This is a genomic window from Streptomyces sp. NPDC055966, assembly GCF_042269865.1.
In the GTDB taxonomy this organism is placed as follows: Bacteria; Actinomycetota; Actinomycetes; order Streptomycetales; family Streptomycetaceae; genus Streptomyces.
The window spans coordinates 97,446-115,519 of the sequence record NZ_JBHJYK010000008.1; the positions used below are offsets into that span (position 1 = coordinate 97,446).

Consider the following 18,074-nt stretch of genomic DNA (forward strand, 5'->3'; position numbering starts at 1 on the left):
GTGCCTCCCCCCCTCGCCGTGGGGGGCGGGGGAGCACGCTCCCCGGACCCCTTCGTCGTGCGGGGGTCAGCTCAGCGGCAGACCCTGCACCGGCAGGTTGGACGCCGGCAGGGTGCCGCCCTTCGTCGCGCCGGACGCGGCGTCCCCGAGGACGTTCCCGGCCGCCCCGGCCGCGCTGCCCGCGGCCTGCTGGGCCACCGGGGCCGCCTTCTTCAGACCGCCGCCGGCGGCCTGGCCCGCGGCCGGAACCGCCGTGCCGACCACTCGGCCGCCCGCGTTGCCGGCGAGCGTGGTTGCGTTCTGTGCGGCACCGTCGGCGGTGTTGGCGAGCTGCGACGCGTCCACGGCGGACATGCCGCTCAGGTTGGGGGCCACCGTGGGCTGGCTGGGGGCCGCGCTGGCGGAGCCGGCCGCACCGACCCCGGCTGCCGCTCCCGCTGCGACGAGCAGCGCGGTACGGGCGATCCGGCGGGTCAGAGGGAGGGACATGATGCTCCATTCGACGGGAGAGAACGGTGTTGGTCCGGGCTCGGGTCCGGGCTCGGACGCCGTGACTACCGCTCGAAGCCCGCGAAGGTTGCGGACGCCTCGGGTAACGAATGGATAACGCATCGCATAATCAGGTGTGGATAAAAACGGGCAAAGAAGGTCGCCCTGAAAACGGCGCAGAATCCTTACACCCTTTGATTTCCAAGGGTTCTCGCGTCCGGTGGGGAATCGGGCCGCCCGGCGCGGTGAACCGCGGCACGAGCAACCCTCAGGAGTGACCCCCCGTACTACTGTCCGGTCACGATCCGGACGACCCCCGCGGACTGCTCCGCCCCGCCGGCCCCGTCCGACGCGACCGGCTTCCACTGGCTGTCGCTGCTCCCGGCGACCCACTCGCGCCCGGCGTACGACACCCGCTGGACGTGCAGCGCCGAGGAGTTCGCCACCGCCCACTGGGCGAGCTGCCAGCCCCGCTGCCGCTCCCCGTACCCGCCCGCGTCGGTCCGTTGGCTCTCGGCCACCGGAACGGTCACCGTCCGCCCCTGCGCGGTCGCGGTCACACTCGGCGAGGGAGACGGCGAGGGCACCGGGACGCCGCCCACCTCCGCACCGGTCTCCTGGAGCGCGTCGCGCCCGAAGTCCCGTACCAGCGCGCTGCGTACGGCGTCCGGACCGGTCGCCGAGACCCCGGACTGCGGGCGGCCGTCGCAGGTCAGCGTGGCCGACGCGGTCCCGGTCAGGGACGCCGCCAGCAGCGTGGCGTCCGGCTCGTGCTTGGCGTACGCCTCCGGGTAGCCGCTGCGCTGCACCCGCTGCGCCGCCACCGTCAGGGGCAGGTCGGTGTAGTCCGGCACCTTCGCCAGGTGTGCGTAGAAGATGCCCGCCGCGTACGCCGGGTCCATGATCTGCTCCTCGGTGCCCCAGCCCTGCGAGGGCCGCTGCTGGAACAGGCCCAGCGAATCCCGGTCGCCGTGCTGGATGTTGCGCAGCCCCGACTCCTGGATGGCCGTGGCCAGCGCGATCGCCACGGCCCGCTCGGGCATGTGGCGGCCGGTGCCGACGGCCGCGATCGTCGCCGCGTTCTGCGCCTGCTCCGGCGAGAACTCGTACGACGTCCCGTCGGCGTCGGCCGACACCACCTTGCAGCCGTGCGCGCCACCGCCTCCGGTGACGTACTGCACCACGAGATAGGCGGCGACGCCGCAGAGGACCAACAGGGCCGCGGAGAAACGGAAAAGACGGCCGCGGCGCTTGATACGAGTGGGGGACGGCTCTGACACGCGTACAAGGTACTGGAGCCCCGTCCGGTCCCCACGGGGGGTCCGGGCAGTGCCGCCGACCAGGCCGGAGCAGCGCGGGGAACCCGGCGGCCGCGGGTGACGCGTTAGGGTCGCGGACATGGCCGACACCTCGCTTGACCTCACGCTCGACGCCGCCGCGCTCACCGCGCAACTCGTGGACCTCCGCTCCGAGAGCGGCACCGAGAAGCCGCTCGCGGACGCGATCGAGACCGCCCTGCGCGCCCTGCCGCACCTCACGGTCGACCGCTACGGCAACAACGTGATCGCCCGGACGAACCTGGGCCGCGCCGAGCGCGTCATCCTGGCCGGCCACATCGACACCGTCCCGATCGCGGACAACGTCCCCTCGCGCCTGGACGAGGACGGCGTGCTGTGGGGCTGCGGCACCTGCGACATGAAGTCCGGCGTCGCGGTGCAGCTGCGCATCGCGGCCACGGTCCCCGCCCCCAACCGCGACCTGACCTTCGTCTTCTACGACAACGAGGAGGTCGCCGCCGACCTCAACGGCCTCAGGCACGTCGCCGAGGCCCACCCGGAGTGGCTGGAGGGCGACTTCGCCGTTCTGCTGGAGCCCTCCGACGGCCAGGTCGAGGGCGGCTGCCAGGGCACGCTGCGGGTGCTGCTGAAGACCGAGGGCGAGCGGGCCCACTCGGCGCGCTCCTGGATGGGCTCCAACGCCATCCACGCGGCCGCCCCCATCCTCGCCCGCCTCGCCTCCTACGAGCCCCGGTGGCCGGTCATCGACGGCCTGGAGTACCGCGAGGGCCTCAACGCGGTCGGCATCAGCGGCGGGGTCGCGGGCAACGTCATCCCGGACGCGTGCGTGGTGACGGTCAACTTCCGCTACGCCCCCGACCGCACCGAGGAGGAGGCCGTCGCGCACGTCCGCGAGGTCTTCGCCGACTGCGGGGTCACGGAGTTCGTGATCGACGACCACAGCGGCGGCGCCCTGCCCGGCCTGTCCCACCCGGCCGCGGCGGCCTTCATCGAGGCGGTGGGCGGCACCCCGCAGCCGAAGTACGGCTGGACCGACGTGTCCCGCTTCTCCGCGCTCGGCGTCCCCGCCGTGAACTACGGCCCGGGCAACCCGCACTTGGCGCACAGGCGTGACGAGCGGGTGGAGACGGCCAAGATCCTCGCGGGCGAGGAGCGCCTGCGGAACTGGCTGACGGCGTAGGAACCGCCGGTGCCGGACCGGACATGCGGACGTCCCCCCTCCGTAACCCGAGGCGATCTAGTCTGAGATCGAACTACCCGCAAGTGGAGGGAGCGCACATGCCTACCGGCAACCCTGAGGGAAAGAAGATCCCGCCGGACGAGCAGCGCCTGGGCCCGGTCCTCCGACGTCGCGGGCAGGTGATCCCGAGCACCACCGACCAGCGGCTGCTGGACGAGCGCGCCCCCACGGACTGGGTCCACACCGACCCCTGGCGGGTCCTGCGGATCCAGTCGGAGTTCATCGAGGGCTTCGGCACACTCGCCGAACTCCCGCCCGCGATCAGCGTGTTCGGCTCGGCGCGCACCCCGGTGGACTCGCCGGAGTACGACGCGGGCGTCCGGCTCGGCCGGGGCCTGGTGGAGGCGGGCTGGGCGGTGATCACGGGCGGCGGCCCGGGCTCCATGGAGGCGGCCAACAAGGGCGCCTGCGAGGCCGGCGGCACCTCCGTCGGCCTCGGCATCGAGCTGCCCTTCGAGCAGGGCCTGAACCCCTACGTCGACATCGGTCTGAACTTCCGCTACTTCTTCGTCCGCAAGATGATGTTCGTGAAGTACGCGCAGGGCTTCGTGGTCCTGCCCGGCGGTCTCGGCACCCTGGACGAATTCTTCGAGGCCCTGACCCTCGTCCAGACCCAGAAGGTCACCCGCTTCCCGATCGTCCTCTTCGGCAGCGAGTACTGGGGCGGCCTCGTCTCCTGGCTCCGGAACACCCTGGTCGCCCAGGGCAAGGCCGCGGAGAAGGACCTCCTTCTCTTCCACGTCACGGACGAGGTGTCGGAGGCGGTGGCCCTGGTCTCCAAGGAGGCGGCCCGCTAGGACCTCTCGTCGGGCGGGCCGGTCAGGCCAGGCCGCGGCGGGCCACCGCGGGAGGGCGGTGGCCCGCGATGGAGGCGACCATGTCCAGCACCTGACGGGTCTCGGCGACCTCGTGGACCCGGTACACCTGCGCCCCGAGCCACGCCGACACCGCCGTCGTCGCCAGCGTGCCGATCAGCCGTTCCTTCACCGGGCGGTCCAGGGACTCGCCCACGAAGTCCTTGTTGGACAGCGAGACCAGGACCGGCCAGCCCGTCGCGACCATCTCGGGCAGCCGCCGCGTCGCCTCCAGGCTGTGCCGGGTGTTCTTGCCGAAGTCGTGCCCCGGGTCGATCAGCACCGACTCCCGCGGCACGCCCAGCGACACCGCCCGCTCCGCCAGCGCGACCGTCACGTCCAGGATGTCGGCCATGACGTCGTCGTACGTCACCCGGTGCGGGCGCGTACGGGGCTCGACGCCACCCGCGTGCGTGCACACCAGGCCCGCCCCGTACCGCGCCGCGACCTCCGCCAGGGCGGGGTCGACCCCGCCCCACGCGTCGTTCAGCAGATCCGCACCCGCCTCGCACACCGCCTCGCCGACCGAGGCCCGCCAGGTGTCCACGCTGATGATCACGTCGGGGAAGCGCCGCCGGACCTCCGCCACGAAACCGACCGTGCGCCGTGCCTCCTCCTCGGCCGTGACCTCCTCGCCCGGCCCGGCCTTCACCCCGCCGACGTCGACGATCGCGGCACCCTCGGCCACCGCCTGCGCCACGCGCGCGAGGGCGGGCTCGTCACGGAACGTGGCCCCCTGGTCGTAGAAGGAGTCGGGGGTCCGGTTCACGATCGCCATGATCACCGGCTCGTGCGCCCCGAATTCCCGCTTGCCCAGCCTGAGCATTCGCTGTGACCTCTCCCAGAACGTCCCGCAGTACGGCCGCCTGCGACCCTAACTGTCAGACTCGCATGGCACGATCGGACCCTGACAGTTTCTGTGTCCGGCAGAGAGCGTGGGGCCCTGGCGATGGTGATGTTCTTTTTCCTGGTCGTCGCGCTGGCCGTCGTGGTCGCCGCGGTGACACTCGCCGTGGTGGGCGGCGGCGAGAGCGCCCCGCTGCCCGAGGTGGCGCCGGAGCGGGTCCAGGACCCGCTGCCCCCGGACCGCCCCGTGGACCGTGCCGACGTGGAGAGCCTGCGCTTCCCGCTCGCCCCGCGCGGCTACCGCATGGCGGACGTCGACGACGCCCTCGGCCGCCTCGGCGCCGAGCTGGCCGAGCGCGACGCCCGCATCGCCGACCTGGAGTCGGCGCTCGCCGGCGCCAGAGCCGCCGCGGCACACGTCCACCTGGAGAAGCCCGACCACCCGCAGGAGGGGCGATGAGCGACGGAACCGCCCTCGCCGGACCCGACGGCGCCCTGCGCTGCCCCTGGGCCCTGTCCACCGAGGACTACGTGTCGTACCACGACGAGGAGTGGGGCCGCCCGGTCCACGGCGACGACGCCCTCTTCGAGCGGCTCAGCCTGGAGGCCTTCCAGTCGGGCCTGTCCTGGATCACGATCCTGCGCCGCCGCCCGGGCTTCCGGACGGCCTTCGCGGGCTTCCGTATCGAGAAGGTCGCCGCCTTCACGGACGACGACCGCGAGCGGCTGCTGGCGGACGAGGGCATCATCCGCAACCGCGCCAAGATCGACGCCACACTCGCCAACGCGCGCGTGCTCGCCGACTGGGCGCAGGGGGAGCTGGACGAGCTGATCTGGTCCCACGCCCCGGACCCGGCCGGCCGCCCCGCCCCGAAGACCCTCGCCGACGTTCCGGCCGTCACCCCGCAGTCCACGGCCCTGTCCAAGGCCCTGAAGAAGCGCGGACTGAAGTTCGTCGGCCCGACGACGGCGTACGCGCTCATGCAGGCGTGCGGGCTGGTCGACGACCACTTGGAGGCCTGCGTGAGCCGCACCGGTCCGCACCCCCGCTGACCGCTCACCGGCCCAGGTACGTGGGCTTCTCCTTCTTCACGAAGGCCTGCACGGCGATCGCGTGGTCCTCGGACTGCCCGGCCCTGGCCTGGAGCTCGTCCTCCTTCTCCAGCGTCTGCGCCAGCGAGTGCGACAGCCCGTAGGCCACCGCCTCCTTGAGCGCCGCGTACGCCACCGTCGGCCCCTCGGCCAGCGCCCGCGCCACCTTCTCGGCCTCCGCGCGCAGTTCGGCCGCCGGTACGACCCGGTTGGCGATGCCCAGCTCCAGGGCGTCCTGCGCGCTGATGCTGCGCGGGAAGAGCAGCAGGTCGGTGGCGCGGCCCGGGCCGATCACCCGGGGCAGGGTCCAGGAGACGCCGGAGTCGGCGGTCAGCGCGACGCCCGCGAAGGACGTGTTGAAGGCGGCCGTGTCGGCGACCACCCGGTAGTCCGCGGCGAGCGCGAAGCCGAGGCCGGCCCCGGCCGCGACGCCGTTCACCCCGGCGACCACCGGCTTCGGCGCCCCGGCGAGCGCCGCCACGATCGGGTTGTAGTGCTCCTTGACCGTGCTCATCGTCTGCCCGGCCCCCGTCTCGCGGTCGGACGCGAGCAGCCCGATGTGCTCCTTGAGGTCCTGGCCCACGCAGAACGCCCGCTCCCCGGCCGCGGTCAGCAGGATCGCTCGTACGGCCGTGTCCCCGGCCGCGGCTTCCGCCGCCTCCCGCAGGGCGACCTTGGTCGCGATGTTCAGCGCGTTCATCGCCTCGGGGCGGTTCAGCGTGATCGTCGCGAGTCCGTCGCTCACCTCGTAGAGCACGGTGTCTGCCATGGGACATCTTCCTCCGGGTCGCGGGTGACGTACCGCTCAGTACGTCGTGTACGAAGCACAGCATGGCGGAGATCACGGGCCAAGGGCCGGACCGGACGTGTGACCTGCGTCAAAGAAAAACGGAGCGGAGTCCGCCGGTCGGCGTCGGTGCGGTGGCGCAGTATCGCAGCCACATCCCCGAATTGAGTGGTTTTGCTCGCGCGCGTTGCCCAAGCGATGCCGACTGATGTTGGTCATCGGGTCCTGCCATGCGGGATAATGGCCGGGAAGCAATGTGTTCGATGCCGGTGTCGCGTGTCCGCTTCGGAACCGCGGGTGCCCTCCGAGGGCTCTCGGCAGACGATGAGCTGGTTTCAGGAAGGGGAACGAGCATGGCGGCCATGAAGCCGCGGACGGGCGATGGCCCGCTCGAGGTGACCAAGGAGGGGCGGGGCATCGTCATGCGCGTTCCGCTCGAAGGCGGCGGTCGGCTCGTCGTCGAGCTGACCCCTGACGAGGCCAAGGCGCTCGGTGAGGCCCTGGAGAAGGTCACCGTCTGACGCGCCCGCGATCTTGTCCTTGCGTCTGCCCCGGCATCGTAAGCGGTGCCGGGGCAGACGCATGCGCGGCCCCGTCGCCCGGCCCCGGCGGCCGGGTGCTCGCCGTGCTCACCTCTTGACGGCGCACAGCAGTCCGTCGCCGACCGGCAGCAGCGACGACATCAGCTCCTGGCTCTCGCGCACCGAGCGCAGCAGCTCGCGCAGGCGCAGCACCTCCGTCGGCTGCGGCCCGGAGTCGACCGTACGGCCGCCCGCGAATACCCCCTCGAAGACCACGAGACCGCCGGGCCGCAACAGGCGCAACGATTCAGCGAGATAGTCCGCGTACTCCTGGCGGTCGCCGTCGCAGAACACGAGGTCGTAGCCCGCGTCCGCGAGCCGGGGCAGGACGTCGAGCGCGCTGCCCGGGATGAACCGCGCCCGGTTGCTGGCGAATCCGCAGGCGCGGAAGGCCTGCCGGGCGAACTGCTGGTGCTCCGGCTCCGGATCGACCGTCGTGAGCACCCCGTCCGGACGCATGCCGTGCAGCAGATGGATTCCGGACACCCCACAGCCCGTGCCGATCTCCGCGACGGCCTTGGCGTCCACGGAGGCGGCGAGCAGTCGCAGCGCGGCGCCCGTGGCCGGCGACACCGAGCGCAGCCCTGCCTCGCGGGCCCGGTCACGGGCCCAGAGCAGCGCTTCGTCCTCGGCGACGTAGGCGTCGGCGAACGCCCAGCTCGTCTGCCGGTTGCCGGTAATGACCCTCTCCTGTCCCCGTGGTTGCCTGGGCGTGACTGTATCCGTTGGCGGCGGGAACCCGCAGATGGGACCGGACGTTTAAGGGGAAGAGACGGTGGCCGGATGCGCGACGGGGGGTATGAGGTGGATCAGGACACCGAGCAACTGCTGACGCAGCCGCACGAGCCGTGCCGGCAAGTATCAAATTCTCGTAAAACCGCTTATCCGGAGCTAACGGGCGAGGTGGCTATGGTAGGGGCTCCACTGGACACCACCAGAGCCGACAGGGGAGGTGCGGCTGCGCCCGGGGACCGGGGCGGAGTGCTGCGGCGCTTCCTCGGATCGGCGGGCAGGCCGAAATCCGTGACCGACACCGCTGCTGACCACCACGCCGGTTTCGCCGCAGGCGAGACCCAGACCGCGACCTTCTCCACCGACGCGGACGGGCAGGCGTGGACTCCGCCCACGTGGGAGGAGATCGTCAGCACGCACAGCGCCCGGGTCTACCGCCTGGCCTACCGCCTGACGGGCAACCAGCACGACGCCGAGGACCTCACCCAGGAGGTCTTCGTCCGTGTCTTCCGCTCCCTGTCGACGTACTCGCCGGGCACCTTCGAGGGCTGGCTGCACCGCATCACCACCAACCTCTTCCTGGACATGGTCCGGCGCAAGCAGCGCATCCGCTTCGACGCCCTCGGCGAGGACGCGGCCGAGCGCCTGGCCAGCCGCGAGCCCACCCCGCAACAGCTCTTCAACGACGCGCACTTCGACGCCGACGTCCAGCAGGCCCTCGACACCCTGGCGCCGGAGTTCCGCGCCGCCGTCGTCCTGTGCGACATCGAGGGACTGTCGTACGAGGAGATCGCCGCGACCCTCGGCGTGAAGCTCGGCACGGTCCGCTCCCGTATCCACCGCGGCCGCTCCCAGCTCCGCAAGGCCCTTGCGCACCGCTCCCCGGAGGCCCGTGCGGCCGAGCGGCGCTCCTTCGTGGCCCGTGTCCCCGCTCTGGGGGGAGGGGGCGCGACCGCGTGAGTGGATCCCGGCCGAAACCTGTGGAGAAGGCGCACCGGAAGGCGCATCTCGCCGAACAGCATCTGGGAGACCGACTCTCCGCCCTGGTGGACGGAGAGCTCGGTCACGAGTCGCGTGAGCGGGTCCTCGCGCACCTGGCCACGTGTGCCCGGTGCAAGGCGGAGGCGGACGCCCAGCGCCGGCTGAAGAACGTGTTCGCGGAGGCGGCCCCGCCCCCGCCCTCGGCGAGCTTCCTGGCCCGCCTCCAGGGCCTGCCCGGCGGCGACAGCACATCCCCGCCCGGCGGCGGTCTCTTCGGAGGCGACCCCCGGGAGGAGAGCGCCACAAGAGCCGACGGATCCGGCCCGTCCGGTGGTCTGACCGCCGTACCGGGCGATGTCCTCGGCGGCTCCGGCATCTTCGGATCGCGGCGCGGTGAGCGCTTCGCCCTCGGCTACGTCCCCCTCCGGCCCGGCACCTCCGTGCCCGCCCCCTCGCGGCCCGCCGTCCCCGCGGACCACGAGCGCGGCTTCCGTATCCATCCCGTCGGACGCCCGGACGACGGACGCGGTGCCTCGCGCGGTCTGCGGTTCGCGGTCGCCGCCGCCGGTGCGGTGTCCCTGGCCGCGGTCGCCCTCGGCAGCGTCACCACGGCTCTGCCCTCCGACGCGACGGCGGACGCGCGCGGCGGCAGCGGCAGCGTCGTCCCGGCCCGCTCGGCCGGCTCGGGCGCGGCCACGCCCGACGGCCAGCGCCGCCGCGCGACCGGCCCGCCTGCCGTCCAGGGCAGCACGCTGCTCGGACAGACCTCGGTGGCGCCGACCTCGATGTCCGCACCGCTGGTGCCCGGAGTGCCGACCCCCGGCACCGGACAGGCCCAGACCAGCGCGCTTCGCGGTCTGACGGCGCCGGTGATGGCCGGCGTGGCCGCCCTCTCCCCGCTGATACGTCCGCTCGACGACACCGTGGCCTATCCGCTCGCCGCGTGGTCCGCGGTCCCCGGAGCGACCGGCTCCGGCCTGCTGTCCGCCCCCGTCCCCGCCCCCGCGTCCCCCACGGCATCCGCCTCCCCCTCCTCACAGCCGCAGACCCCCTGACCGGCCACTGCGCCCCGGCCCCGCGAACCTGGTTGAATCCTGTGAGGGCCGTTCCCGCGGCGATGACCCGGGGGCGCAGTCGACGTTCCGTGTCCGCCGCCGAAGCGTGCGGCCGCGGCCAGCTGTGGGGAGAGCATGAACGAGGGGAACCGTGTCCCGCCGGGGGAGGAGCCGCAGGGGCCGACGGAGCCGACGTCGGCCGACCGGCCGGCCGAGCACCGCCGGGAGACCGCACCGGGCGACTCGGGGCGGACCTCCAGGGCGACGGACTCCGTTCCGACGGATTCCGGGTCGGCCGACGACGACTTCGAACTGGCCCAGCCGGGCGGGGTCGAGGAGGGCGGGGCCGGGGAAGGCACCGCCCCGGCGGCCGGCGCACCGGCCGAGACCGTCCCCGGAGGAACCGCCTGGGCGGCCCCCACCGAGCGTCCCAGGCCCCTGCACGACCCGGACCCCTACGGCACCCCGCCGTACGGCGAGCCGGGCCCCTGGGCCCCCGCACCGCCCGTCCAGCACCCGGCGGCCCAGCAGACGCCCGCACCGACGGCGCCGGGGACACACGCGCCGAGCGCAGCCACGCCCCTGCCGGGTGCCCCCGCGCCCGGCGTTCCGGCCTCACCCCCCGAAGCCCCGGCCCAGGCACCCGCCCCTGTCACCCCCGTCGCCCCCGCTCTCGGTGCTCCCGCGCCCGCGCCCGGTGGGCTGGTCGGGGTCGATGACGATCCCTGGGGGCGGTATGACCCCTGGGCGCCCGGGTCTCCGCAGGAGCAGGCGGTTCGGCGCGGCGTGCTTCAGTACGCCGGGGCCGGGCGGGGGAGGCGGCTGATGGTGGGGTGGACGGTGGTCGTCGCCCTGGTCGCCGCCGGTGTCGGAGGGATCGTCGGCGCGTACGCGGAGCGGCAGGGGCTCGACGGCGAGGTGAGCCTGCCGCAGGCCGGGCGGGTGCCCGCCGGGCGTGCGCCGGACAGTGTGGCCGGGATAGCCGCCCGCGCCCTGCCCAGCGTCGTCACCCTGCATGTCAGCGGGACCGACCAGACCGACACCGGCACCGGCTTCGTGCTCGACACCCAGGGGCACATCCTCACCAACAACCACGTCGTCGCCCCCGCCGGATCGAGCGGCGCGATATCCGTGACGTTCAGCAGCGGTGAAAGCGTCCAGGCCAAGGTGGTCGGCCGGGACAGCGGCTACGACCTCGCCGTCGTCCAGGTGCACGGCGTGCACGGACTCACCCCGCTGCCCCTCGGCGACTCCGACGGCGTCCGGGTCGGCGACCCCGTCGTCGCCATCGGCGCCCCCTTCGACCTGGCCAACACCGTCACCTCCGGCATCATCAGCGCCAAGGAGCGGCCCATCACGGCCGGCGGCGACAAGGGTGACGGGAGCGACGTGTCGTACGTCGACGCGCTGCAGACCGACGCGCCCATCAACCCGGGCAACTCCGGCGGCCCGCTCCTCGACTCCCAGGCCCGGGTGATCGGCATCAACTCCGCCATCCGGTCCGCCGACAGCGGCTCGGACTCGGACGGCGCCCAGGCCGGCTCCATAGGCCTCGGCTTCGCCATCCCGGTGAACCAGGCCAAGCGCGTCGCCGAGGAACTGATCAACGACGGCCGGGCGACCCACCCGGTGCTGGGGGTCACGCTCGACATGGCGTACACCGGCGACGGCGCCCGCATCGACAGCAAGAGCGCGAGCGGCGGTCCCGCCGTCATCCCGGGAGGCCCCGGCGACCGGGCAGGTCTGAAGGCGGGCGACGTCGTCGGCGAGGTCGACGGTCAGCCCGTGCACTCGGCCCGGGAGCTCATCGTCAGGATCCGCGCCCACCGGCCCGGTGACCGGCTACGGCTGACGGTCCGGCGCGGCGGCACCGACCGGGAGGTCCCGCTGGTCCTGGGCGCGGCGGAGCAGAACTGACACAAGTCTCACCTCGGGACGGTACCGGTCGGACGGGAACGCCGGGTACCGTTGAGCGACCGAGGACATCAATAGGAGCGTCAGGTGTTCAATGACATAGGACCACTCGAGCTGCTCACGATCGTCGTGATCGCCGTGCTCGTCTTCGGTCCGGACAAGCTCCCGAAGGTCATCCAGGACGTGATGCGCACGATCCGGAAGATCCGCGAGTTCTCGGAGAGCGCGAAGCAGGACATCCGTAACGAACTGGGCCCCGAGTTCAAGGACTTCGAGTTCGAGGACCTCAACCCCAAGACGTTCATCCGCAAGCAGCTGGACAACGACGAACTGGGGCTGAAGGAGATCCGCAACGGCTTCGACCTGAAGAAGGAGATGGCCGAGGTCACGGACGCCGTCAACAGCCGGGACACCGAGACCTCGTCGTCCGCCTCGTCGTCTTCGACATCGTCCTCGCCGTCCCCGGACTCCGGGTCCGGCGGGCGAGTCGACATGACCAAGAAGCCCGAGGAGCCCGGCAACGACGACCGGCCGCCCTTCGACGCGGACGCCACCTGACCGTCGCCGACACGCGCGCGGGCGTGCGCCGCGCACGTGACGCGTTTCATAACACACCCCCGGCGCACGCGTCCTGAACAGGCCGTTCGTGCGACCCACGCACCGACTGCCTGCCCTGCCGCACTCGTTCGTGTGGATATGCTGCCGAGTTGTTGTGCGGACCGGAGGAGTACGCCCGAAGGGGGGCGGGCCGCCCCGGTCCGACGAGAGCGAGGAGGCGTCCGGGCAGATGGAGACGACGAGTCGGGTGGGCGTACAGGCGCCGGCCGCGGAGGGCGGACAGCAGTCCCCCTCCGCCCGGCGTACGGTCGACGGTTATCTTCAGGCGTCTTTCCCGTGGTACGGCCTTGACGAGGCGTTCACCGGGCCGCGCTGGCTGATGCAGGTCGCCACGGCGGCGGACGGCTCCGTCGAGCACGGATCGACAGGGCACGGCGACGAGCCCTCCGTGCGCGGCGAGACAGGCTCCGCCGGTGAGCCGCGGGAGAAGTTCGCGGTGGTGGTCACGGTCGCCGCGCAGCCGTCGCGGCGCAGCGCGGACGGTACGGGGCTGCTGGAGGCCACCTCGGTGTCCTCGGCGGCGTGGCTGGCCGGGGTGGGGCTGCTGTCGTTCACCTGGCCCGGACAGATGGACCACAGCCTGCGGGACGACTGGCTGGAGCAGCAGACCGAGACCGCTTGGGCGCTGGCCGACGATCTCGACGGACCGGAGTGGTCCACGCTGTCCCTCCCGGTGGACGGGGTCGCGGCCTCTTTCTACTACCGGGAGTCCGAGTTCGGCTGGGTGCTCGCCGGTACGACCGAGGCGGGGGTGCACCTGGGCGCGTACGGCCGGGGCATGAGCGCGTACGGACTCGGGTTCGCCGTGGTGAAGGACGTCGCCGCCTACGCGTGACCACGGGCGGGGACCGCATGACAAAAGGGCGCCGATCGTCTTCGGCGCCCTTTTCCCGTACTGCTGGGCGTCGTGCCCGTACGGCTAGAACTTGTTCTTCGGGGTGAGCCCCAGCGACAGGCCCGACAGGCCACGCTGCCGGCCGCCCAGCTTTCCGGCGATCGCCCGCAGGGCGGTGCCCGCCGGGGAGTCCGGGTCGGTGAGGACCACCGGCTTGCCCTCGTCGCCGCCCTCGCGCAGGCGGACGTCGATCGGGATAGAGCCGAGGACCGGGACCGTCGCACCCGTGGTGCGGGTCAGGCCGTCGGCGACGAGCTGGCCGCCGCCCGTGCCGAAGACGTCGACCATCTCGCCGCAGTGCGGGCAGGGCAGGCCGGACATGTTCTCGACCACGCCGACGATCTTCTGGTGGGTCTGTACGGCGATGGAACCGGCGCGCTCGGCGACCTCGGCCGCCGCCTGCTGCGGGGTCGTGACGACCAGGATCTCGGCGTTCGGGACCAGCTGGGCGACCGAGATCGCGATGTCGCCGGTGCCCGGCGGGAGGTCCAGGAGCAGGACGTCGAGGTCGCCCCAGTACACGTCCGCCAGGAACTGCTGGAGGGCGCGGTGCAGCATCGGGCCGCGCCAGACGACCGGGGCGTTGCCCGGCGTGAACATGCCGATGGAGATGACCTTCACGCCGTTCGCCGACGGCGGCATGATCATGTTCTCGACCTGGGTGGGACGGCCGTCCGCGCCCAGCATGCGCGGCACGCTGTGGCCGTAGATGTCGGCGTCGACCACGCCCACCTTGAGGCCGTCGGCCGCCATGGCCGCCGCCAGGTTGACCGTCACGGAGGACTTGCCGACGCCGCCCTTGCCGGAGGCGACCGCGTAGACGCGGGTGAGGTTGCCCGGCTTGGCGAAGGGGACCTCGCGCTCGGCCTGGCCGCCGCGCAGGGCGCTCGCCAGCTCCTTGCGCTGCTCGTCGCTCATCACGTCCAGCGTGACGTCCACGCGGGTGACGCCCTCGACCCGGGAGACCGCCTCGGTGACGCGCTGGGTGATGGTGTCCCGCATGGGGCAGCCGGAGACCGTCAGGTACACGGTGACCGCGACCGCTCCGTCCGCACCGATCTCCACCGATTTGACCATCCCCAGTTCGGTGATGGGGCGGTTGATCTCGGGGTCGTTCACCGTCGCCAGTGCCTCGCGCACCGCGTCTTCCGTAGCCATAAGGACGATGGTACGGCGCGGCGCGGGGCCTTCGGGATGCCCCTCAGCGGTCGTCTGTGTCACGTCCCGGCGACCGTTCTGACCGTTCCGCCGGGAATACGACACGGTCGCTGCGGCCCTGGCGGTCCTCCAGCTCCTTCAGCAGGTCCTGGAGTTCCGAGCGCATCCAGTCGCGGGTCGCCACCTCGCCGAGGCCCAGGCGCAGGGTGGCGATCTCCCGGGTCAGGTACTCGGTGTCGGCGATCGACCGCTCGTTCTGCTTGCGGTCCTGCTCCAGGTTGACCCGGTCGCGGTCGTCCTGCCGGTTCTGCGCGAGCAGGATCAGCGGGGCCGCGTAGGAGGCCTGGAGGGACAGGGCCAGGGTCAGGAAGATGAACGGGTACTGGTCGAAGCGCAGGGCCATGGGCACGGTGACGTTCCACAGCACCCACAGGATGATGACGACCGTCATCCAGACGATGAAGCGGCCCGTGCCCAGGAACCGGGCGATCTTCTCCGACATCACGCCGAAGGCCTCGGCGTCCCACTCGGGCAGGTACCGGCGCCGCGGCGGGCGCGGCTGGTCCAGGCGGGGCGTGCGGTGCCGGGTGGCCGCCGTCGCGCCCACCGGGGTGCGCTCGCGGGTGCCGCTCTCGCGCTCAGGAGTCATGCGTGGCCGCCCCCTCTCCCTCGTATCCGTCGTCCAGGTGGAACTCGTGCTCCCGCCAGTCCTCGGGCAGCATGTGGTCCAGCACGTCGTCCACGGTCACCGCGCCGAGCAGCCGCCCGGCCTCGTCCACCACGGGCGCGGCGACCATGTCGTAGGTGGCGAAGAACCCGGCGACGGCGGGCAGCGCCGCGTCCGGGTCGAGCGGTTGCAGATCGGTGTCGACGATCGAGCTGACCAGCGTGTACGGCGGGTCGCGCAGCAGCCGCTGGAAGTGGACCGTGCCCAGGTACTTGCCGGTCGGGGTCTCGTCGGGCGGGCGGCAGACGTAGACCTGGGCGGCCAGGGCGGGGGAGAGGTCGGGGTTGCGGACCCGGGCGAGGGCGTCGGCGACGGTGGCGTCCGGGCGCAGCACGATCGGTTCGGTGGTCATCAGACCGCCGGCCGTGTGCTCCTCGTACGACATCAGGCGCCGCATCTCGGCCGCGTCGGCGGGCTGCATCAGGTTCAGCAGCCGTTCCTTGTCCGCCTCGGGCAGTTCGGAGAGCAGGTCGGCCGCGTCGTCGGGGTCCATGGCCTCCAGCACGTCCGCCGCCCGCTCCTCCTTCAGCTTGCCGAGGATCTCGATCTGGTCGTCCTCCGGGAGCTCTTCGAGGACGTCGGCCAGCCGGTCGTCGTCGAGCGCGGCGGCGACCTCGGCGCGGCGCTTGGCGGACAGGTGGTGCAGGACGTTGGCGAGGTCGGCGGGGCGCAACTGCTCGAAGGTGGCGAGCAGGCTCTCGGCGCCCTGCCCGTGCTCCTCCAGCGAGAAGCCGGTGACGGCCGACCACTCGACGGTCAGCGTCTCGCCCTTGGCCCGCCGGAAGGCGCCGCCCTTCCTGCCCTTGCGGACGAAGACCCGGTCGACCTCCCAGTCGCGGCGGGCGGGCAGCTGCTGCACGGACACGTCGAGGACCGTGGCCTCCTCGCCGGTCTCGGTGAGCGTCACGCGCCGGTCGAGCAGCTCACCGAAGACCAGCCGTTCGGTGGGCCGCTGCTCGAAGCGCCGGACGTTCATCACGCCGGTGGTGATGACCTGGCCGGACTCGATGCCGGTCACCCGGGTCATGGGCAGGAAGATCCGGCGCCGGGTGGACAGCTCGACCACCAGCCCCAGCACGCGCGGGGGGCGTCTGCCGACGCGCATCATGACGACGAGGTCGCGGACGCGGCCCACCACATCGCCGTTGGGGTCGAAGGCGGGGACCCCGGCGAGGTGCGAGACGAAGATCCGGGGGGCGCCGGCTGCCATGGCTGTGCTTCCTCTGCTGACGTGGCCTGGGAATCTCCCTTAAGGGGGTGTTCCGCTTTCTTTACGAAGTGATCGGTGAATTGCTCGGATTTGCCCGCTCGGGTGCGCTTCAGGCTAGCCCGTGGCGGTCGGACACGCCCTGGTGGGGGGTCCGGACGGACTGACTCCGCCGGGCGGCCGGGGCACCGGTACGCTGCGGTACGCCGCTCAGGACCCGACAGAAAGGCAGCTCCACCGGTGACTGCGATTCCCCAGGGCCGAACCCGCCGGACCGCGCGGGCGACCGCGATCTGCGCACTGGCGGTGACAGGGGTGGCGGTGCTGGGCGGCTGCGGCGGCGACGATCCGGACGCGGGCACCAACGGCGTGGGCAAGCTGCCCGCCGGGCAGATCCAGACGAGGACCCGCGCGGCGGCGGACGGGGCGGCTGCGGTACGGCTGACCGGCACGGTGGTCACCAGCGGCCGTACGTACCAGCTGGACATGCGCCTGAAAGAGGACGGCGGCACCGGGTCGGTGACCGCGCAGGGGGCCACCTTCCAGCTGCTGCGGGTCGGTCAGCAGCTCTATCTGAAGGCCGACTCGGACTTCTGGAGCCACGCGGGCGGGAGCGGCAACGGCGGCAGCGGTGGCGACGGCGGCGGTGACAGCACGGCCGGCAAGCTGAACGGCAAGTACGTGAAGGTGCCGCAGGGGGACCCCGCGTACAAGAAGTTCAGCGGGTTCACGGACAAGTCCGTCCTGCTCGACGGGCTGCTGACGCTGCACGGCAGCCTGGCGACCGACGGCCACCACGACCAGTCGGGCACCCCCACCATCCGCATCACCGGCGACCAGGGCTCCGGCGGCACCCTCGACGTCTCCCTCCAGGGCACCCCCTACCCCCTCCGCCTGGTCCGCGCCGGCGGTGCGGGCACGCTCAGCTTCTCGGACTGGGGCAAGGACTTCACGGTCACGGAACCGGACCAGGGGGACACGGTGGACTACGGCAGACAGCTGCCGACGTCGTAGCGGCTGCCCGGCGCCGGATCCGGCCCCGGCCTACTTCCGCCGTCGCCTGCCGAGCAGCTTCGGCAGTCCTGCCGGAATCGGCTCCCTGGTGGTCGCCGGAGTGGGCACCGGACGCTCCGCCTGGCTGTCGTCGGGCAACGGCACCACGGACCCGGCCGGAGTCAGGCGCAGCACCCGGCACTCGCGGGCCCAGCGCCCCGGCATCGCCTCGCCGTCCGGCGCGTTCAGGCGCTTGCCCTTCAGCTCGGCGACGGCCGCCTCCCACTCCTCGGAGCCGGCCGCCGCTTCGGTCACGGTCACCGGGAACGTGACGAGCCGGCCGCCCTTGTCCTTGCCGCGCACGGTCACCTCGGCGAAGCCGCCGTCGACCAGCGCCGGCAGCGGCTGCTCCCCCGGCCCGTCGCCGACCAGGTACACCGCCCCCTGGTGCCACACGTGCCACAGCGCACGCGCGGCCGGGGCGCCGGCGCCCCTGACCCAGATCAGGCCGGACTTCTTCGCGGCCTCCTCGATGAGGGCCTGGTCGAGAAGGGCCTGGTCGAGGGGGGCCGGGCCGGGCAGATCGCTCGTCATGCGCCCAGCCTAT

Annotated in this window: 20 protein-coding genes; 11 read left to right on the plus strand and 9 right to left on the minus strand. The window is 72.6% G+C overall.

Annotated elements, in window-relative coordinates; translation table 11 throughout:
• Positions 1-66: 66 nt before the first annotated feature.
• A complete protein-coding gene (locus ACFC8N_RS18650) occupies positions 67-489 on the minus strand; it encodes an ATP-binding protein (protein ID WP_356029117.1) in 423 nt (140 codons plus the stop codon).
• Between the two features lie 287 nt (positions 490-776).
• A complete protein-coding gene (locus ACFC8N_RS18655) occupies positions 777-1,769 on the minus strand; it encodes a heavy metal transporter (protein WP_376288820.1) in 993 nt (330 codons plus the stop codon).
• A 118-nt stretch (positions 1,770-1,887) separates the two neighbouring features.
• Between ACFC8N_RS18655 and dapE the strand changes: the two genes are divergently transcribed.
• Both dapE and ACFC8N_RS18665 read left to right on the plus strand, forming a co-directional pair.
• Entirely contained in the window at positions 1,888-2,967 is a 1,080-nt protein-coding gene (gene dapE, locus ACFC8N_RS18660) for a succinyl-diaminopimelate desuccinylase (protein WP_356029113.1), read from the plus strand.
• A 98-nt stretch (positions 2,968-3,065) separates the two neighbouring features.
• Positions 3,066-3,824, plus strand: coding sequence for a TIGR00730 family Rossman fold protein (locus tag ACFC8N_RS18665; protein ID WP_376288821.1), 759 nt, complete (start codon positions 3,066-3,068; stop codon positions 3,822-3,824).
• Positions 3,825-3,846: 22 nt separating this feature from the next.
• Here ACFC8N_RS18665 and folP read toward each other — a convergent pair whose 3' ends face one another.
• Positions 3,847-4,707 carry a dihydropteroate synthase gene (gene folP / locus ACFC8N_RS18670; protein WP_376288822.1) on the minus strand — a complete coding sequence of 287 codons (861 nt, stop codon included), beginning with the start codon at positions 4,705-4,707 and terminating at the stop codon, positions 3,847-3,849.
• Positions 4,708-4,830: 123 nt separating this feature from the next.
• On the opposite strand from folP, the gene ACFC8N_RS18675 reads away from it, so the two are divergent.
• Together ACFC8N_RS18675 and ACFC8N_RS18680 are read left to right on the plus strand one after the other, a co-directional pair.
• Positions 4,831-5,187: a DivIVA domain-containing protein gene (locus ACFC8N_RS18675; protein WP_362818490.1), complete on the plus strand. Its 357-nt coding sequence runs from the start codon at positions 4,831-4,833 to the stop codon at positions 5,185-5,187.
• Complete coding sequence (locus ACFC8N_RS18680; protein ID WP_356029105.1) at positions 5,184-5,780, plus strand: DNA-3-methyladenine glycosylase I; 597 nt, start codon at positions 5,184-5,186, stop codon at positions 5,778-5,780. The genes ACFC8N_RS18675 and ACFC8N_RS18680 overlap by 4 nt, the downstream gene beginning before the upstream one ends.
• 4 nt (positions 5,781-5,784) lie before the next feature.
• Here the strand turns inward: ACFC8N_RS18680 and ACFC8N_RS18685 are convergent, their stop codons facing one another.
• A complete protein-coding gene (locus tag ACFC8N_RS18685) occupies positions 5,785-6,588 on the minus strand; it encodes an enoyl-CoA hydratase-related protein (protein ID WP_356029103.1) in 804 nt (267 codons plus the stop codon).
• A gap of 371 nt (positions 6,589-6,959) precedes the next feature.
• Between ACFC8N_RS18685 and ACFC8N_RS18690 the strand changes: the two genes are divergently transcribed.
• Positions 6,960-7,127 carry a DUF3117 domain-containing protein gene (locus ACFC8N_RS18690; protein WP_003985072.1) on the plus strand — a complete coding sequence of 56 codons (168 nt, stop codon included), beginning with the start codon at positions 6,960-6,962 and terminating at the stop codon, positions 7,125-7,127.
• Positions 7,128-7,235: 108 nt separating this feature from the next.
• On the opposite strand, the gene ACFC8N_RS18695 is transcribed toward ACFC8N_RS18690, so the two are convergent.
• Positions 7,236-7,934, minus strand: a complete 699-nt coding sequence (locus tag ACFC8N_RS18695) for an O-methyltransferase (RefSeq protein WP_356029127.1) — start codon at positions 7,932-7,934, stop codon at positions 7,236-7,238.
• Positions 7,935-8,168: 234 nt separating this feature from the next.
• On the opposite strand from ACFC8N_RS18695, the gene sigE reads away from it, so the two are divergent.
• The 5 genes from sigE to ACFC8N_RS18720 all read left to right on the plus strand — a co-directional run bounded on the left by sigE (position 8,169) and on the right by ACFC8N_RS18720 (position 13,322).
• Complete coding sequence (gene sigE, locus ACFC8N_RS18700) at positions 8,169-8,879, plus strand: RNA polymerase sigma factor SigE (protein ID WP_356029101.1); 711 nt, start codon at positions 8,169-8,171, stop codon at positions 8,877-8,879.
• Positions 8,876-9,955 carry a zf-HC2 domain-containing protein gene (locus tag ACFC8N_RS18705; protein ID WP_376288823.1) on the plus strand — a complete coding sequence of 360 codons (1,080 nt, stop codon included), beginning with the start codon at positions 8,876-8,878 and terminating at the stop codon, positions 9,953-9,955. Before sigE ends, ACFC8N_RS18705 begins: the two co-directional genes overlap by 4 nt.
• A 135-nt stretch (positions 9,956-10,090) precedes the next feature.
• Positions 10,091-11,872, plus strand: coding sequence for a trypsin-like peptidase domain-containing protein (locus tag ACFC8N_RS18710; protein WP_376288824.1), 1,782 nt, complete (start codon positions 10,091-10,093; stop codon positions 11,870-11,872).
• Between the two features lie 84 nt (positions 11,873-11,956).
• Positions 11,957-12,427, plus strand: a complete 471-nt coding sequence (locus ACFC8N_RS18715) for a sec-independent translocase (protein ID WP_356029095.1) — start codon at positions 11,957-11,959, stop codon at positions 12,425-12,427.
• Between the two features lie 229 nt (positions 12,428-12,656).
• On the plus strand, positions 12,657-13,322 hold the full coding sequence (locus ACFC8N_RS18720) for a hypothetical protein (RefSeq protein ID WP_356029093.1): 666 nt from the start codon (positions 12,657-12,659) through the stop codon (positions 13,320-13,322).
• An 84-nt stretch (positions 13,323-13,406) separates the two neighbouring features.
• Here the strand turns inward: ACFC8N_RS18720 and ACFC8N_RS18725 are convergent, their stop codons facing one another.
• The 3 genes from ACFC8N_RS18725 to ACFC8N_RS18735 are packed head-to-tail and all read right to left on the minus strand — an operon-like array spanning position 13,407 to position 16,477.
• Complete coding sequence (locus ACFC8N_RS18725; RefSeq protein ID WP_356029091.1) at positions 13,407-14,540, minus strand: Mrp/NBP35 family ATP-binding protein; 1,134 nt, start codon at positions 14,538-14,540, stop codon at positions 13,407-13,409.
• 43 nt (positions 14,541-14,583) lie between these two features.
• Positions 14,584-15,189: a DUF1003 domain-containing protein gene (locus ACFC8N_RS18730; RefSeq protein ID WP_356029089.1), complete on the minus strand. Its 606-nt coding sequence runs from the start codon at positions 15,187-15,189 to the stop codon at positions 14,584-14,586.
• A complete protein-coding gene (locus ACFC8N_RS18735) occupies positions 15,179-16,477 on the minus strand; it encodes a magnesium transporter MgtE N-terminal domain-containing protein (RefSeq protein ID WP_356029087.1) in 1,299 nt (432 codons plus the stop codon). The genes ACFC8N_RS18730 and ACFC8N_RS18735 overlap by 11 nt, the downstream gene beginning before the upstream one ends.
• A gap of 237 nt (positions 16,478-16,714) precedes the next feature.
• On the opposite strand from ACFC8N_RS18735, the gene ACFC8N_RS18740 reads away from it, so the two are divergent.
• Positions 16,715-17,488 carry a hypothetical protein gene (locus ACFC8N_RS18740; protein WP_356029085.1) on the plus strand — a complete coding sequence of 258 codons (774 nt, stop codon included), beginning with the start codon at positions 16,715-16,717 and terminating at the stop codon, positions 17,486-17,488.
• 30 nt (positions 17,489-17,518) lie between these two features.
• Here the strand turns inward: ACFC8N_RS18740 and ACFC8N_RS18745 are convergent, their stop codons facing one another.
• Positions 17,519-18,061, minus strand: coding sequence for a hypothetical protein (locus tag ACFC8N_RS18745; protein WP_376288825.1), 543 nt, complete (start codon positions 18,059-18,061; stop codon positions 17,519-17,521).
• Positions 18,062-18,074: the final 13 nt, after the last annotated feature.